Below are 16697 nucleotides of genomic sequence, written 5' to 3' on the forward strand. Positions count from 1 at the left end.
AAAACCGGCGTCTCTCCGCAGTAGAGACGCCGGTTTTGTTTTTAGTCGTATTATTGTAGCTATGAAGCAGTATCTCTTTACATCAGATCGATTAGGCTTCCGCAAATGGCTCCCGGAAGATCTAACTCCTTTCGCGGCTATCAATGCAGATCCCATAGCCATGGAATATTTTCCAATGCTGATGTCTGAAGAAGAAACCAGCAATATGATTGCCAGGATACAACAACATTTTGCTGACCATAAATATGGATTGTATGCGGTAGACCTGCTGGAAAACGGCCAATTCATTGGCTTTATTGGCTTCAATCATCCCACCTTCGAATCCTGGTTTACACCCTGCGTAGAAATAGGCTGGCGCCTGCGTCCTGAGGTCTGGAATAATGGCTATGCAACGGAAGGGGCTATACGCTGCTTTGAGTATGCTTTCCATCAGTTAGGCTTTAAAGAAATATACGCGTTTACCACTGTCTCTAACAAAAAGTCAGAACGTATCATGCTGAAGGCAGGTATGCACCATGTCGGTTTCTTTGATCACCCTAAACTCGCCTCCGACCATCCTTTCTTACGCCATACCCTCTATAAGATCTCCCCTCCAGCGAATAACGACTATAAATAACAATTGCCATGAATAGCTGTTTAGTTTATGTAGATGAGTGAGTTATGAATTAAATTTGAACAATTGTTTAATACATTTGTTTAATTGGAAAAGCTGATCTACATTTGTTTTATAATTTTGGGAGATGGCTAAAGCGACAAATAAAAAGAAGGATCTCGACGCCTCAGCGGAAGAGAAAATAATGACCGCAGCCAGAGCGGTATTCACGCGTAACGGCTACGCCGCTACGACCGTGCGCGACATCGCCGCAGAAGCTGACCTCAACTTCTCCCTGGTGAACTATTATTTCCGCAGCAAAGAAAAACTTTTTGAGCTGATCATGCTGGAGGCCATCAAACAATTGCTATCCGGACTTATAAACCTCCTCAACGACCCGGATACCTCCGCCGTTGAAAAGATAGATGCGGTATGTCCAAAGTATATGGACATGCTACTGGAACATCCTGATCTGCCATTATTTGTGATGACAGGCATCGCCAATAACGCTGTCAGCTCCTCGGAAATCACAAAAGCACTTATAGAAAACAACATCTTCCTGCAATCTTATTTTCTCAAACAATTACAGGAATTGTTTAGCAAAAACAAACTCGCCATAGAACCATTGCATCTGCTGATGAACATGGTGAGCATGCTCACCATGCCTTTCGTGGCCAGGCCAATGCTCTTGCGCTCTGGTGCCGTGGATACGAAAATGTTCCGGCAGATGATGGAAGACCGCAAACAGAAAATACCCATCTGGCTGAAAGCTATGATGTAAGTATATCATACATAATATTTCAATACCCGCGTAAACATGGTACAGAAGCATTGTAGAAAATTGCTGTTGTTACTGCTGTTGCTGCCTTCGTATGCCGCCTGGTCACAAGCGCTTACGATAGAGCAATGCTATAGCATGGCCAGAGAAAACTACCCACTGATAAAACGCTACGATCTGATTAAAGCAACAGGAAAGTATTCGCTGTCGAATGCAGGAAAGGTATACCTACCACAGGTCAACTTCTCCGGGCAAGCCACTTATCAGTCTGATGTAGTAAATGCAGCCGATTTACTTCCTGCCAACCTGGGCGTTTCTTTTCCTTCTTTCAGTAAAGATCAGTATAAGCTGGTAGGTGAAGTGCAGCAAACCATCTTCGATGCAAACGCCAGCCATTACCAGAAAGAACTGATCAAAGCAAATACAGCTGCTGATCAGCAAAACCTGGAAGTGAGCCTGTATACTGTTCGCGAACGCATCAATCAGTTCTACTTCTCTATCCTTCTGATGGACGAACAACTAAAACAGAATGATATCCGTACCAGCGATCTCAATAGCGCCATCGCAAAAGTGGAGGCCGCCTACCGCAACGGCGCCGCTTATCGCAGTAATGTTGACGAACTAAAAGCAGAGCTCAGTAATGCACGCTCTTCTGATATTCAGTTCAGGTCTAACCGCAGCGCCTATATGAAAATGCTGGGCGTATTCATCGGCAAAGAACTGGACGACAATACCAAATTGGTAACACCCGATGAACAACCGGTTCCTACAGATATTCACCGCCCGGAGCTTACCTGGTATCAATACCGTCGTAAAACCATGGACGTGCAGGAACTGCAACTGAAATCCGATTATCTGCCCAGATTCAACGCCTTCTTCCAGGGCGCCTATGGCCGCCCCACGCTTAATTTCCTCAGCAACGATTTTGGCTGGTGGTATATGACCGGACTACGTATGAGCTGGAACCTCGGAAGTTTATACAGCCTGAAAAACAATAAACATATTATTGAAAATAACCGGAAATCCGTGGCAATAGAAGAAGAGACATTTCTTTATAACACCAATATTTCCCTTATCCAGCAAAGAGAAGAGCTGAAGAAATTTCATGCAATGATTGCAGAAGACCAGGAAGCGATTACCTACCGGTCATCTGTAAAACAATCTGCCAAGGCACAACTGGAAAACGGCGTCATCACCGTACACGATTATATAAATCAGCTGAATGCAGAAAACCAGGCCCGGCAAACCCTGATCCTGCACCAGTTACAGCTATTGCAGGCGGGTTATCAATATAAATATACTTCTGGCAACTAATAATATTTCCATGAAACAACTGATTGTTTTCACGATAGCAATATTTTGTATCACTGCCTGCGGCGATAAAAAACAAGCGCAGGACGCTTCCGGCAACTTTGAAGCGGATGAAGTAATCGTATCTGCCCAACAAAACGGTGAGCTACTCAGCTTCAATGTGCAGGAAGGCGCTCAACTTCGTGCAGGCGATAGCGTAGGACAGATAGACATCAAAATCCCGTCGCTGCAAAAAGCACAGGTGGAAGCCTCTATTGCGGCCTTGCAACAAAAAACGAGTTCACCCGCAGAGAAAAATACCCTGGTAAAAAAACAACTGGCGGTGCAAGAGTCACAACTGGAGCAGCTGATACGCGAACAAAAGAGAACAGAAAATCTCGTTAAAGAAGATGCAGCCACCCGCAAGCAACTAGACGACATGAACAGCCAGGTAGATCAGATGCGGAAACAGATCGCCGCTACCCGTCAGCAAATGAACCTCGACGACTATACGACGGGCGTACAAAATAAAACAGTACTCAGTGAAAGGGCACCATTGGAGATGTCGGCCGCTCAATACACAGAACAAATCCGTAAAGGAAAAATTATCAATCCTATTACCGGTATGGTGCTTACCAGGTATGCCTTACAAGGCGAACTCGCCACCGTTGGCAAACCATTATATAAGATAGCAAACACGGATACGTTGTATCTCCGCGCCTATATTGATGGCACGCAGCTACCGCAGGTAAAAGTAGGACAGCAGGTTACCGTTCGCATCGACCAAGGAAAGCAATCTTACAAAAACTATGCAGGCAATATCAGCTGGATATCTGATAAATCAGAGTTCACGCCGAAAACCATTCAAACAAAAAATGAAAGAGCTAATCTCGTATATGCGATCAAAATACGCGTGAAGAACGACGGATTCCTGAAGATAGGCATGTACGGAGAAGCATTATGGTCACACCAGTAAAAGGTTTCAGGTATGAGTGCTGTAATATTGGATAGCGTAACCAAAACATATGATGCCGGCCATATACTTGCGGTAGACAATGTTTCGCTGGAAATACAGAAAGGAGAATTGTTTGGCTTGATTGGCCCCGATGGCGCCGGCAAAACTTCCATCTTTCGTATCCTCACCACCTTATTGCTCGCAGATAAAGGTAAAGCCAGCGTTGAAGGACATGATGTAGTGAAAGACTATAAAGCCATCCGCAACATCGTTGGCTATATGCCCGGAAAGTTTTCGCTCTACCAGGACCTTACCGTAAAGGAAAATCTTAACTTCTTTGCTACACTGTTTGGAACTACTATCGAAGAGAATTATGATATCATAAAAGATATCTATGATCAGATAAAACCCTTTAACGACAGACGTGCCGGGAAATTATCCGGTGGTATGAAACAGAAACTGGCTTTGTGCTGTGCGCTGATACATAAGCCGGTAGTGCTTTTTCTGGATGAACCTACAACAGGTGTGGATGTAGTGTCCAGGAAAGAATTCTGGGATATCCTAGCCAGACTGAAGGCGCAGGGTATTACCATACTCGTTTCAACACCTTATATGGATGAAGCTAGTCTTTGTGAACGCATTGGTCTCATTCAGCAAGGCCGCATCATGCAGATAGACACACCAGATAATATCATTAAAAGTTATCCGGTGAAATTATACGCTGCCAAAGCAGAGAACATCTATAAGTTATTACAGGATATGCGTGACAGTGATAAAGTGGATAGCTGCTTTGCATTTGGCGAATACCTGCACCTGACAATGAAACAGGATGCCACCGGTGATTTGGAATATCTCCGCAAATATGCGGCAGACAAGCAACATGCGGGTATTGCTATTAAAGAAATAACGCCGGGAATAGAAGATACGTTCATTCGTTTAACAGAGCATAACTAAGTTGATATGGCAGAGCAGGTAATAGTTTGTAAAGATCTGACAAAGCGTTTCGGCGATTTTTATGCCGTCAATAAAATCTCATTTGAAGTAAACAAAGGAGAGATATTCGGTTTCCTCGGCGCCAATGGTGCTGGTAAAACCACGGCTATGCGCATACTCTGCGGACTTTCTTTTCCTACCTCTGGAACCGCTACTGTAGCAGGTTTTGACGTATACAAGCAACAGGAAGGCATCAAAAGAAATATCGGTTATATGAGCCAGAAGTTTTCGTTGTATGAAAACCTGACCATATTGGAGAACATAGAATTTTATGGCGGCGTATATGGATTGACAAGACCTGTCATCAAAGAAAGAAGCAATGAATTGATCCGGCAATTAGGATTGGAAAAAGAAGCAAAGAAATTAGTAGGAGAATTGCCTTTAGGCTGGAAACAGAAGCTGGCGTTTTCCGTGGCGATCTTCCATAGGCCCAGGATCGTATTCCTCGATGAGCCCACTGGTGGCGTGGACCCCGTTACCAGGCGACAGTTCTGGGATATGATCTACGCCGCAGCTGCAGACGGTATCACTGTTTTCGTTACCACCCACTACATGGATGAAGCAGAATACTGTAATCGCATTACTATTATGGTGGATGGAAAAATTGAAGCCCTCGATGCGCCACAGGCACTAAAGGCAAGGTTCAACGCCGATAATATGGAAGAGGTGTTCTATCAACTGGCAAGAGGCGCAAAACGTTCATCAGACTGACGATCATGAAGCAATTACTCGTTTTTATTCGGAAGGAATTTTACCACGTATTCCGCGACAGGCGTACGTTGCTGATCATGTTTGGGCTGCCGGTGGCGCAGATCCTGCTGTTTGGCTATGCCCTTACCAGCGAAGTCAAAAACGCTGATATTATTATCAGCGATCAGTCCAAAGACCCCAATACAGCCAAGATCATCAGCAAAATAAAATCATCTGCTTACTTTATTGTACAGGAAAAACATATAGAGGATAAGGCCATTGATGAAGAGTTTAAGAAAGGAGTAGTGAAATGTGTGTTGCTGTTTCCACCTTCATTTGGGGAAGATCTTCGACATAATGGAAAGGCAACAGTGCAGATTATTGCGGATGGCTCAGATCCCAATACAGCTAAGACTATAATTAATTATATCAGCGCTTTTATTGCAGATTATCAGCTGACGCTATTGCCTGGTGGTGCAACCCCCGTGGGCATTACACCGCAGTTAAGAATGTTATACAATGAAGAGGGGAATGGGTCGCTGAACTTTATTCCAGGCGTAATCGCCTTGATATTTATGATTGTTTGCAGCACCCTGACATCAGTATCTGTGGTGCGCGAGAAAGAGTTAGGAACGATGGAGGTCTTGCTGGTATCGCCTTTTCATCCAATCATGGTATTACTGGCGAAAGCGATTCCTTTCCTGGTGTTGTCTTTAGTCAACTTCATATTTATATTGGTATTGAGCGTCGGTTTCCTGGATATAGCCATCAAAGGCAGTATCCTCTTGCTTTTTGCAGAAAGTACTTTATTTATTATCACTTGTCTTTCTGTGGGGCTGCTGATCTCTAATGTGGCTAGTTCACAGCAGGGCGCTATGCTGATATCTATGATGGGTATGATGTTGCCGACATTGTTGTTCACTGGTTTTATGTATCCGCTGGAAAACATGCCCTGGCCTTTGCAATTGATATCTAATATCGTACCTGCGAGATGGTATTACCTGATCGTAAAGGCTGTAATGCTGAAGGGGCTTGGGTTTAGTTATGTCTGGAAAGAAACATTGGTTTTGTTGGGGATGACCACAGTGTTGCTGACAGCCGCATTGCTCAAATTTAAAACACGGTTGGAATAAATGAAAAGGCTGAGTTTTATTTTACAGAAAGAGTTCAGACAGATTTTCCGGGATAAGATGATCCTGGTGATGATGTTTGCTATGCCTACGATCCAGCTGATTATAATGCCGCTGGCAGCCAACTTCGAGGTGAAAGATGTGAAGTTGGTGATTGTAGATAATGATCATAGTACGATGGTACAGCGCCTGATTTCCAAGCTGGGAGCTTCGGGATATTTTCGTATAGTCGGCGCCGAGCATTCCTTTGGAGAGGCTTTGAAATACATAGAAGAAAACCGCGCGGATGTAGTGGTGGAGATCCCACCACATTTTGAGCGTGACTTGGTAAGGGAAGGGCGGCAGGAAGTTGCGTTGTCTATAGATGCCATCAATGGCGCCAGGGCTACTATTGGCGGGGCTTATCTGAATAGTATTATCAATGATTTTAGTAACAGTACGGAACTGGATTTTGTGCGCGACGCGCAGGGCGTAAGTAATGCCAGTGTGCCGGTAATCAATATGACGTATAGCATCTGGTACAATCCGCAAGAGGAATATAAGTTCTATATGGTGCCGGCGATCTTTGTGTTGTTATTGACATTGATAGGAGGGTTTATGTCGGCCCTGAACATTGTTAAAGAGAAGGAAATAGGCACGATAGAACAAATCAACGTAACGCCTATACGTAAATGGGAATTCATTACAGGCAAGCTGGTGCCGTTTTGGGTGGTGGGTATGATCATCTTTACGATTGGGTTGTTCGTGGCGAGAGTGATGTATGGTATTGTTCCCGTGGGTGCGTTATGGTTATTGTATTTGTTTGCTGCGGTATACCTGGTGGCGTTACTGGGCTTCGGCCTGCTGATATCTACCTATAGCTCAAACCAGGTGCAGGCTATGTTTCTGGCGTTTTTCTTTATGATGATATTTATGCTGATGAGTGGTATGTTCACGGCAACGGAGAGTATGCCTAAGTGGGCGCGGGTGATTTCATCATTAACGCCTGTCACGCATTTTGTAACGGTGGTGCGTATGATAATATTGAAGGGTAGTACCTTTGCAGATGTCAAATTGCAGTTAGGATATTTGGTGCTATTCGCTGGAGTACTGAATGGATGGGCGGTCTGGAACTATCGTAAAACATCTTAAATCAACATATTACTATAAAAAATAGGTACGCTGTAGTGATACAGCGTACTTTTTTTTGTATTAAATTGTCTGCATTACCAATGCCAACTAGGTAAGTTGATATTATTTTTACGGAAACGTTTGCCGTGTTTTTTGCATAACAATCAAAATTTAATCACATCAGCCAACATTATGAGTAGCCTGCACCTTCAGACCTGTAGAATTTTAACAATTACTGATAGATTATTTTAGAACAATTAAAATTGTAGCCAAATATTGCTTTTTTGTTAAAATAATATTTATTTCAATCGATTGCTTTTTGTATTTTTATCGCGTACTGTTTAATTAGAAGAGTATACTGATACAATAAATTCCATAATCAACAATCCACGAAACAACTAAAATCGTCCCACGTATGAAAGTCTACGGGTTAGTGACATAGTAATTGTGCCATCTTTTATGCAATCGTTTGCGGTACTGGTTATTTTATCCTAAATGCGAACTTCCAGTTCCCGCATATTGCTTTTATCGATCATGTACAAACATTCCGCTTACATACCGGGCATCCCCGGTAGGGCCTTTTTATTGCTCAAAAATTAATACCTAATGATCCACTATTTACCACGTTCTTCATCTGGTAAACGCAGTTTACATTGGATGATGCTGACACTGATACCCGCAGCAGGACTGCTCTACACATCGCCTGTTTACGCGGCTAAAAGTAATGCAGCAGCATTTTTCCAACAAGATCCATCCCAGGTACGCGTACTTACAGGGGTGGTAACTGACGACAAAAACCAACCTATTCCAGGAGTTACCGTATCTGTAAAAGGTACATCACATGGTACCGTGACAGATGCCAAAGGTACATACAACCTGCGCATCCCGGCAAACCTGCCTTCACCAGTACTCGTGTTTTCTTCTATGGGCTTCACCCCTAAAGAAGTGGCCTACTCCAATCAAAAAACACTCAACCAGCAACTGGGAACCAGCGAAAAAGCACTGGGAGAAGTGGTGGTAGTGGGTTATGGTACGCAACGTAAAGTAAACATGGTTGGCGCAGTATCTGCTATTAAAGTAGATGAGAAAATGGCCGGCCGCGCAGTGTCAAATGCTTCCTCCGCTCTCTCTGGCCTTGTACCTGGGTTATCTGCAACCCAGTCCAGTGGTATGGCAGGTAAAAACGGAGCTGATCTCGTAATCCGTGGCCTCGGTACCGTCAATAATGCTAAACCATTGGTTGTAGTAGATGGCATGCCGGATGTGGATATCAACCTGGTAAACATGAACGATATCGAAAGCATCTCCGTATTAAAAGATGCTACCTCGGCTTCTGTTTATGGCTCCCGCGCTGCTAATGGTGTCATTCTCATCACCACCAAATCAGGTAAAGGTCAGAAGAAAACACAATTCAATTTTTCTGGATTTTATGGTGTAACGGAACCTACCAAATCCTATAATTTTATGGCGGATTATGCCCGTGCACTTACGCTGGAACAACGTCTTCAGCAAGTAGGTACTGCCCGCAATCTGCTGAACTTTAAAGATGGTACTATCGACCAGTGGATGGCTATGGGTATGGTAGATCCGCTCAGCTATCCGAATACTGACTGGTGGAGTGTTATCATGCATAATGGTATTAACCAGAATTATAACCTGTCTGCCAGTGGAGGAAATGAACTATCCAACTTCTTCGCGTCAGTAGGAGTACAGGATGAAAAAGGATTGCAGATAAATAATACCTATAAACGCTATAACGCCCGCTTTAATTTCGATTATAAACTACGTCCTACCATGAATGTAGGGATGAAGTTTGCAGGTATCTGGTCTAAATATGCATATGCCATGGAAGAGGGTTTCACGGACGCCGACGGAGGTAACGTAGACCTCCAGTATGCTATCGCCGGTATAACGCCTTATGATCCTTCTACGGGGAAATTTGGTGGTGTGATGGCCTACGGAGAAGATGCACAGGCTTTCAACCCCTATATGCGTTATACGCAGGCCCTGACCAGTCAGAACAGACAACAACTGAATGCAAATGCATACTATAGTTGGGAACCTATAAAAGGATTAACTGGTAAAGTAGATTATTCGCTCGCTTACTATAACCAGTTTGCATATTCTGCTCCAATACCAACCATTGCATATAACTTTCAGACTTTGTCCAACGGAAGCCGCACCTACTACGGCACCAATTCGGGAATTTCCAATACCTCCACTTCAGGCTACAAAACACAACTGAATGGTAGTATAACTTATCATAAAGCATTCAATAAATACCATGACCTTACCATCCTGGGAGTTTATAGTGAAGAATATTGGTATGATCGCAGTCTGAACGCAAGCCGTAATGACCGTGTTTATCCTAATCTGCATGAAATAGATGGTGCACTTACCAGCATCATGAGTGCTGGTGGTAACTCCAGTACAGAAGGCCTTCGTTCCTACATTGGCCGTATTAACTATTCTGCATATGATAAATACCTGTTGGAATTAAACTTCCGTACCGATGGTTCTTCCAAATTCCTCCCTGGCCACAGATATGGTTTCTTCCCTTCTGCTGCTGTTGGTTGGCGCTTTGTGGAAGAGAATTTTGTTAAACAATATACCAGCAACTGGCTGAGTAATGGTAAGCTCCGTGCTTCCTATGGTACGCTGGGTAACAATAGTGGAGTAGGCAGGTATGAGCAGTTACAAACTTTGGCCCTGGCTACCTATTTCCTCGACAAGGATATCCAGAAAGGTTTGGTTTATCAGAAAATGGTCAACGAAGGTCTTACCTGGGAAACCACTTCTGTGTTTAATCTCGGTTTAGATCTTGGTTTTTTCCAGAGCCGGTTGAATGCAGAACTGGACTATTATGATCGTCTTACCACTAACATGAACAGACCGTCTGATATGTCTATTCTCCTTACAGGGGCTTATAATGCTCCACGCAAAAATATCGGTAACCTTCGTAACCGTGGTGTAGAGCTGAACCTCAATTGGAGCGACAAATTAAGTAACGGTATCCGTTACTCCCTCAATGGTAACGTTTCATATAACCGTACTAACCTGGAAAAATGGAATGAATATCTCGGTCGTGGCTATACCTTCCTCAACATGCCTTACCACTTTGTATACACCTACCTCGATAAAGGCATCGCACAAACCTGGCAAGACGTATACAATGGTACGCCACAAGGTGCTTCTCCTGGAGACATCATTCGCCAGGATGTCAATGGCGACGGTATAATCGACGGAAATGACAAAGTAGCGCAAACAAATTATCAGCGTGATCGTCCTACAACCAACTTCGCATTAGGTGGTAATGTTGGCTGGAAAGGATTCGACTTTAACTTCCTATTGCAGGGATCTGCCGGCAGGAAAGATTTCTGGCTGAATAACTATAACAATACCAACTTCTCTGCCCAACGTTATGCGGCTACCTGGGATCACTGGAACAACGCATGGAGCCTTGATAACAGATATGGTGGATGGCCTCGGCTTGGTGGCTACAGCGGAAACCGCGATGAATCTACTTACTGGCTGGATAATATGGCCTATCTCCGTTTGAAAAACATTCAATTGGGGTACACATTACCTCAGCACCTGATGAAATTGATGAAAATAAACAGTGTAAGAATTTATGGCTCTGCTGAAAATATCCTGACGATTACAGGGTATCGTGGTCTCGATCCTGAAGCTAGTGGTAACAAGAATACTGCTTATCCAATGCTTAAATCTTATTCTGTAGGCTTGAATGTTGGATTCTAAAATTATTATCATGAAGAAATCAATTTCTATTATACGTACTACAATGGTAGCCGCTACTGTTGCGCTACTTGCTACCGGATGTACCAAGAACCTGTTAGACCAGATGCCTACCACGGAAGTAAACGTGGCTGATTTCTGGAAGTCTGAAGATGATGCCACCTATGCGATTATGGGTGCCTATAATGCTACTCGTTCCGTATTTGATCGTGATTATTATTTCGACGGACAGGGAGAGTACACAAAAACACGCGGTACTTCTACTACCTCTTCAAATGCAGGGGCTTACAACCCTTCTAGTAGCGCTGGTTATTCTCCACAGACATACGGTGATAAATTCGATAATTACTTTGAAGGTCTCTATGGTTCTGTAAACAGAGCAAACTACGTTATCGCCAACACGCAGGACCTGATCAACCGTAATGTTGGTAATACTGCAAACCTGCAACGCATCATTGCAGAAGCAAAACTGCTGCGTGGAATGACCTATTTCCGCCTGATCTCTATGTGGGGAGATGTGCCCTACTTTACCACAGTAAATACGAATAACAGTGATGTTGCGACCTTGTCCCGCTTACCAATAGCACAGATTAAAGACTCCATTATGGCCGACTTTAACTATGCATTTGATAACCTTCCACTTAAATCTACACAGATAGGACGTGCTGCAAAACCTGCTGCGCTGGCCTTCCGTGGTAAGCTGCAATTGTATTGGGCTTGCTGGAATAAAAATGGCTGGCCTGAACTCACAGGCTTTAAGCCTGATGCAGGTGCTGCTGCCACTGCGTTTAAGGCCGCTGCAGATGACTTCAATCATGTAATAAATGATTATGGTCTTACGCTTTTCCGAGGTGGAGAACCAGGTAATATAGATACTTTAGGTGGGGCAGACGTATTGCCCAACTACTTCTATCTGTTCCAACCGATTGCTAACGGCGATGCAGAAATGATTATGGCCTTTACACATGGTGGTACTAACACCGGACAAGGGGAAGAACTGATGCGTGATTTCGGTGGTCGTACACAGGAAAGTGCACAAAATTGGGTTTATCCTCGCTATGAAATAGCAGATAGATATCAGCTGACAACTACAGGAGATTTTGCCCCGAAACTGATTCCGAAAGACCCAAGTAAAGCTGGATCCACTGCCAGAACAGATCCCAATTCGGCAGTAAATCCTGCCAGCTATGCAAATCGTGATTACCGCATGAAAGCATCAATGCTGTGGGATTATGAGAAAATTATGGGAATGGCTTCATTAAAATCTACCGGATTAGCACCATACATCTATAAAACCTGGGGAACCAAAATAACCCTTGGTGGCGTGGATTACATCACCTTTAATACCGATGGAACGAAATCAGGCTACATATTCCGTAAGTTCATTCGCAATTATGCAGGCCAGGGCCGTAGCGACGGAGATTATAACTTCCCGGTAATGCGTCTGGCAGACGTTTTCCTCATGTATGCTGAAGCAAGTAATGAAATAAATGGTCCACAGGCGGATGCTATCAACCTGGTAAATAAAGTACGTCACCGCGGAAACCTGCCTCCTTTAGCTGCTGCTAAATATGCGAGTAAAGATGCTTTCTTCTCTGCAATTGAACAGGAAAGAATCGTAGAATTGGTAGCGGAAGGACAAAGGGCATTTGATTTAAGACGCTGGAGAACATTAGAAAAAATCTGGGGAGGCGTAGGCGCCACCGGACGCTATCTGCTGGATACTCAGGGCTCCCAGAATGACCGCTATTACAATAATGCGATTGATAGAGATTATACAAGGGCATATATCTTCAAAATACCACAGAGTGAAAGAGATCGTAATCCTAACCTGACACAGAATACTCCTTGGTTATAATCGATAGGTCCTACTAAAAAGAATTTTTATGAAAAAATATATCATCATCAGTGCTTTATTAATGGCTTGTATCAGCATTATTACTAGCTGTAAAAAGAATGATCTCCCGGTGGATGAGGATGGTCTGTTGATCACTACGCGCACCGATTGCTATGTTTCTAACTTTGAACTCCTCGGGCCGGATTTTCAAACCGTAAGGTCTAAAGCTCCGGTAATTGATACTGCTGCTGGCACTATCAACCAGGAAGTACTTTATGGTACTGACCTGAGAAATGTATGGCCGCAGTTTTCACTGGCCCAGGATTGTAAACTGGATCCAAAGATTACTGGCAAAACTGATTTCTCTGATCTTGCCAATCCCCGTCAGTATACAGTCGTTTCAGGCAACAGGAAAATCAGAAAAACCTATAAAGTAATCATCACTGTTCAAACAAGGTAAACGCTGAACCATGACCAAATTCAAATCATATATATCATTCTTCGCCGGAGCTGTGCTGCTATTGTCCGCATGTTCCAAAAATGATGATTATGCAGTGCCATCTCCTAAAGATCAGCTGCAGAACGATTGCATCAAAAGATCACTGGGCCCCAACCTGGTGAATGGTAATATCGAATTCGCCTATGCAATGGCATTGCCTAAAACTAAAGGGAAACTTGTCTCTGCACAGGTAGAAGCCACTATACCTGGCGCTGCTGGCACCTACCTGGAAAATAGGTCCTTCTATACAAACAGTAGTGGAACTGACATTCCTGTGAAAATTGGTGACCCTTCCATAAATAATGGAAATAATACCACCACCAATTTCACAGTAGATACTAATGCTGCCACTCTGCGTTACTTTTATCAGGTACCCGAAGAGGCACGCGGTAAAAAGGTCTCCTTTACCTTCACCGCAAAAAGCAGTGATGGGGAAACGGTAACATATAAAATGGGGCCATACAATGTATCAAAAATGGATATGGCCCTGGACCTGGGTGTCAATGATGGTGATTCAACCTATATCTCTATTGCAGACATGAAAGTTTATAAGAAAAGCCAAACAGTAGATCCGGCTAAAATAGACTTGATCTACATGTTTCGTACTTTCCCTAATGTTACTTTCAAACATGCCCTGGTAGCACCTGCAGCTCCTAAGGAGTATCTGACGGATTTTGTGGTGCCTGCCGGCGCTACAAATGATGTACGCCTGGTGAAAGCTTATAACCTGCGTGATCAACAACTGGCACGCATGCAGTATGGCGTCTTCATAGATGACCCAGACTTCCAGGCACAGGATTTTTCCAATATGCCAGACTTCTTCCTGAACATCAAACAGGAAGCCGGAACCTGGGTAGAAACTGCAGATGGCAAGTACCGCGCATATATCTACTTCAATGTAGTAGATGATACTAAAAAGAGAATGACCATCAGTATCAAGCGCTACGCAATGAAATAACTGAAACAACTATACGTAACGGGGATTATGAAAATGGTCCCCGTTATTTTTTTGATTTTTTTAGGCAGATGCCTGCCGCGGACAACCAATCGCTTACAGCTCACAACTGCAAAACGTTATGAAAAAGAAACTGCTGATATTCCTATGCTGCTGCCTGGGCGCCAGTGTAGCTTCTGCTCAGAACCTCCTGAGCGGCCACTATACGCCTGCCGAGCTGGCAACTAAAATTATTCCCCGCGATAAGTGGGAGCCCTTTCCGCCAAGAAGCAACCGTAAAGTATGGACGACTATTGATACTGCGCTTGCCGCCAATACTATTCGTGCAGCAGAAACTTACCTGCATTACGAATGGCCGGGTATTCCCGCCACCACTTCTTTACTGATTGTAAGAACTGGTAATAGAAGAGATTACCAGGAAATAGCCAATAAAAAACGTGATGTGCTGGCAACATTGATGATGGCGGAAGTATATGAAGATAAAGGCCGGTTTACCGATGATATCGTCAACGGCATCTGGTCTATCTGCGAAGAAACTTTCTGGGGAGCTTCCGCACATCTTCCTAAAGCGAAAGAATTCAGTGGACTGGCAGACGCGTCAAATCCTTTTGTGGAGCTATTTTCGGCAGAAACAGCGGAACTGCTTGGCTGGGTGGATTATTTTATGGGAGATAAACTGGACGAGGTTTCTCCGCAAATACGTAAACGCATATACGACGAAACCAACCGCCGTATTTTTGTACCGCTCATGACCAGATACCATGGCTGGATGGGCGACAATAAAAACGGCCGCCGTCCTAATAACTGGAACCCATGGATCTCTTCCAACTGGCTATGCGCCACATTGTTGCTGGAACACGATGACGCCAAACGCACTGCCGCCGTATCAAAAATCCTGCATACACTGGACCAGTTCCTCAATCCATATCCACAAGATGGTGGCTGCGACGAAGGTCCTGGCTACTGGAGCGGCGCAGCGGCTTCACTTTATGATAACATTTGCTTCCTGAACCTGGCTACTAACAATGCTTTCGCCTATGTCCTGAAAGATGAGAAAGTAAAACACATGGCACAGTTCATTTATAAGGCTCAGATCAGCGAAGACTATTTCCTTGACTTCGCAGACGCGGACCCAAGGCCAGGAATGGGCGGGGCATTAATTTATCGCTTTGGAAAAGATGTTGGAGATGCGGATATGATGCGCTTTGGGGCTGCCTATATCCGCGATAACCATAGTATCTGGAGAGGTACGTATATGTATTACCGTAACCTGTTCTCCTTGTTCATGCAAGATGAATTCAGACATGCAGCCAAAGGGTTACCATTGCTGCAAAACGTCTGGTGGCCTGATCTTCAGGTAATGGCTACCCGCGACAAAGCCGGCGCTACGCAAGGTTTTTATGTAGCTGCAAAAGGTGGCAACAATGATGAAAGCCATAACCACAACGATATCGGCAATTTCATCGTTTACTATGATGGCCTGCCTGTATTGGTGGATGTAGGGCGCGGTACCTACACTGCCCGCACGTTCTCGGCTAAACGTTATGATATATGGTTCAATCGTTCCGACTACCACAACGTACCTACCGTAAACGGATATACGCAAAATCCCGGTCCGGAATATAAGGCCACCGCAGTAAGTTGCAATTTAACCAGCAGCACTGGTATCATGCAGCAAGACATCGCAAAAGCATATCCGCCAGAAGCCGGCATCGGCAGCTGGAACCGCAGCGTGACACTCAAACGTGGCAGTAGGGTAGTCGTGGAAGATGATATACGCCTGCTGAAGCATGATAGCCTTACGCAGCACCTGATGACCTGCTTCCCTTCAGAAGTAACGACGCCAGGCATCATCACCATTCATGGCGAGGGCCGCGACTACAAACTATCTTATCCTGCAAATAAACTGACCGCTTCCATAGAAAAAGTAACACTTACCAAAATGGAAGATGAAGGTATCAAACAGAAATGGGGCGATAATATCTATCGCATCAACCTGAAAGCGATGCATCCGGATACAAAGGAAAAATATACTTATGTAGTCACGCCAGGTGCCAAAACCATTGCTGGTACTACTTCTAAGGATGCGCCTTCCACATCGCATGATTAATT

Annotated in this window: 13 protein-coding genes; all 13 read left to right on the plus strand. The window is 44.2% G+C overall.

Features of this window, described 5'->3' with window-relative positions:
• The first annotated feature begins 61 nt into the window (after nt 1-61).
• Nucleotides 62-616 (plus strand): GNAT family N-acetyltransferase, encoded by a 555-nt coding sequence (locus tag ACE38W_RS21460; RefSeq protein WP_375834502.1) that lies wholly within the window; start codon nt 62-64, stop codon nt 614-616.
• 124 nt (nt 617-740) lie between these two features.
• A complete protein-coding gene (locus tag ACE38W_RS21465) occupies nt 741-1373 on the plus strand; it encodes a TetR/AcrR family transcriptional regulator (RefSeq protein WP_375834505.1) in 633 nt (210 codons plus the stop codon).
• Nucleotides 1374-1409: 36 nt separating this feature from the next.
• Nucleotides 1410-2684 carry a TolC family protein gene (locus ACE38W_RS21470; RefSeq protein ID WP_375834507.1) on the plus strand — a complete coding sequence of 425 codons (1275 nt, stop codon included), beginning with the start codon at nt 1410-1412 and terminating at the stop codon, nt 2682-2684.
• A gap of 10 nt (nt 2685-2694) precedes the next feature.
• Nucleotides 2695-3636 carry an HlyD family secretion protein gene (locus tag ACE38W_RS21475; protein WP_375834510.1) on the plus strand — a complete coding sequence of 314 codons (942 nt, stop codon included), beginning with the start codon at nt 2695-2697 and terminating at the stop codon, nt 3634-3636.
• Between the two features lie 12 nt (nt 3637-3648).
• On the plus strand, nt 3649-4569 hold the full coding sequence (locus ACE38W_RS21480; protein ID WP_375834514.1) for an ABC transporter ATP-binding protein: 921 nt from the start codon (nt 3649-3651) through the stop codon (nt 4567-4569).
• 6 nt (nt 4570-4575) lie between these two features.
• Entirely contained in the window at nt 4576-5319 is a 744-nt protein-coding gene (locus tag ACE38W_RS21485) for an ABC transporter ATP-binding protein (RefSeq protein WP_375834517.1), read from the plus strand.
• 5 nt (nt 5320-5324) lie between these two features.
• The gene (locus tag ACE38W_RS21490; RefSeq protein WP_375834519.1) at nt 5325-6431 is read left to right on the plus strand and encodes an ABC transporter permease; all 1107 of its coding nucleotides are present in this window, start codon (nt 5325-5327) and stop codon (nt 6429-6431) included.
• Nucleotides 6432-7559 (plus strand): ABC transporter permease, encoded by a 1128-nt coding sequence (locus tag ACE38W_RS21495; protein ID WP_375834522.1) that lies wholly within the window; start codon nt 6432-6434, stop codon nt 7557-7559. It abuts the gene before it with no gap.
• A 585-nt stretch (nt 7560-8144) separates the two neighbouring features.
• Nucleotides 8145-11297 carry a SusC/RagA family TonB-linked outer membrane protein gene (locus ACE38W_RS21500; RefSeq protein ID WP_375834524.1) on the plus strand — a complete coding sequence of 1051 codons (3153 nt, stop codon included), beginning with the start codon at nt 8145-8147 and terminating at the stop codon, nt 11295-11297.
• 10 nt (nt 11298-11307) lie between these two features.
• Nucleotides 11308-13152, plus strand: coding sequence for a RagB/SusD family nutrient uptake outer membrane protein (locus ACE38W_RS21505; protein WP_375834527.1), 1845 nt, complete (start codon nt 11308-11310; stop codon nt 13150-13152).
• 28 nt (nt 13153-13180) lie between these two features.
• On the plus strand, nt 13181-13591 hold the full coding sequence (locus ACE38W_RS21510) for a hypothetical protein (protein ID WP_375834529.1): 411 nt from the start codon (nt 13181-13183) through the stop codon (nt 13589-13591).
• A 10-nt stretch (nt 13592-13601) separates the two neighbouring features.
• Nucleotides 13602-14588 (plus strand): DUF4466 family protein, encoded by a 987-nt coding sequence (locus ACE38W_RS21515; protein WP_375834531.1) that lies wholly within the window; start codon nt 13602-13604, stop codon nt 14586-14588.
• Nucleotides 14589-14706: 118 nt separating this feature from the next.
• Nucleotides 14707-16695, plus strand: coding sequence for a heparinase II/III family protein (locus ACE38W_RS21520; RefSeq protein WP_375834534.1), 1989 nt, complete (start codon nt 14707-14709; stop codon nt 16693-16695).
• The last annotated feature ends 2 nt before the right edge of the window (nt 16696-16697 follow it).

The organism is Chitinophaga sp. Hz27, from assembly GCF_042263525.1.
Taxonomy (GTDB): Bacteria; Bacteroidota; Bacteroidia; order Chitinophagales; family Chitinophagaceae; genus Chitinophaga.

What these genes read in the sequence shown, in the direction of transcription:
- ACE38W_RS21460 (WP_375834502.1), top strand. Translation starts at nt 62, where the DNA reads ATGAAGCAGTATCTCTTTACATCAGATCGATTAGGCTTCCGCAAATGG.
- ACE38W_RS21465 (WP_375834505.1), top strand. Translation starts at nt 741, where the DNA reads ATGGCTAAAGCGACAAATAAAAAGAAGGATCTCGACGCCTCAGCGGAA.
- ACE38W_RS21470 (WP_375834507.1), top strand. Translation starts at nt 1,410, where the DNA reads ATGGTACAGAAGCATTGTAGAAAATTGCTGTTGTTACTGCTGTTGCTG.
- ACE38W_RS21475 (WP_375834510.1), top strand. Translation starts at nt 2,695, where the DNA reads ATGAAACAACTGATTGTTTTCACGATAGCAATATTTTGTATCACTGCC.
- ACE38W_RS21480 (WP_375834514.1), top strand. Translation starts at nt 3,649, where the DNA reads ATGAGTGCTGTAATATTGGATAGCGTAACCAAAACATATGATGCCGGC.
- ACE38W_RS21485 (WP_375834517.1), top strand. Translation starts at nt 4,576, where the DNA reads ATGGCAGAGCAGGTAATAGTTTGTAAAGATCTGACAAAGCGTTTCGGC.
- ACE38W_RS21490 (WP_375834519.1), top strand. Translation starts at nt 5,325, where the DNA reads ATGAAGCAATTACTCGTTTTTATTCGGAAGGAATTTTACCACGTATTC.
- ACE38W_RS21495 (WP_375834522.1), top strand. Translation starts at nt 6,432, where the DNA reads ATGAAAAGGCTGAGTTTTATTTTACAGAAAGAGTTCAGACAGATTTTC.
- ACE38W_RS21500 (WP_375834524.1), top strand. Translation starts at nt 8,145, where the DNA reads ATGATCCACTATTTACCACGTTCTTCATCTGGTAAACGCAGTTTACAT.
- ACE38W_RS21505 (WP_375834527.1), top strand. Translation starts at nt 11,308, where the DNA reads ATGAAGAAATCAATTTCTATTATACGTACTACAATGGTAGCCGCTACT.
- ACE38W_RS21510 (WP_375834529.1), top strand. Translation starts at nt 13,181, where the DNA reads ATGAAAAAATATATCATCATCAGTGCTTTATTAATGGCTTGTATCAGC.
- ACE38W_RS21515 (WP_375834531.1), top strand. Translation starts at nt 13,602, where the DNA reads ATGACCAAATTCAAATCATATATATCATTCTTCGCCGGAGCTGTGCTG.
- ACE38W_RS21520 (WP_375834534.1), top strand. Translation starts at nt 14,707, where the DNA reads ATGAAAAAGAAACTGCTGATATTCCTATGCTGCTGCCTGGGCGCCAGT.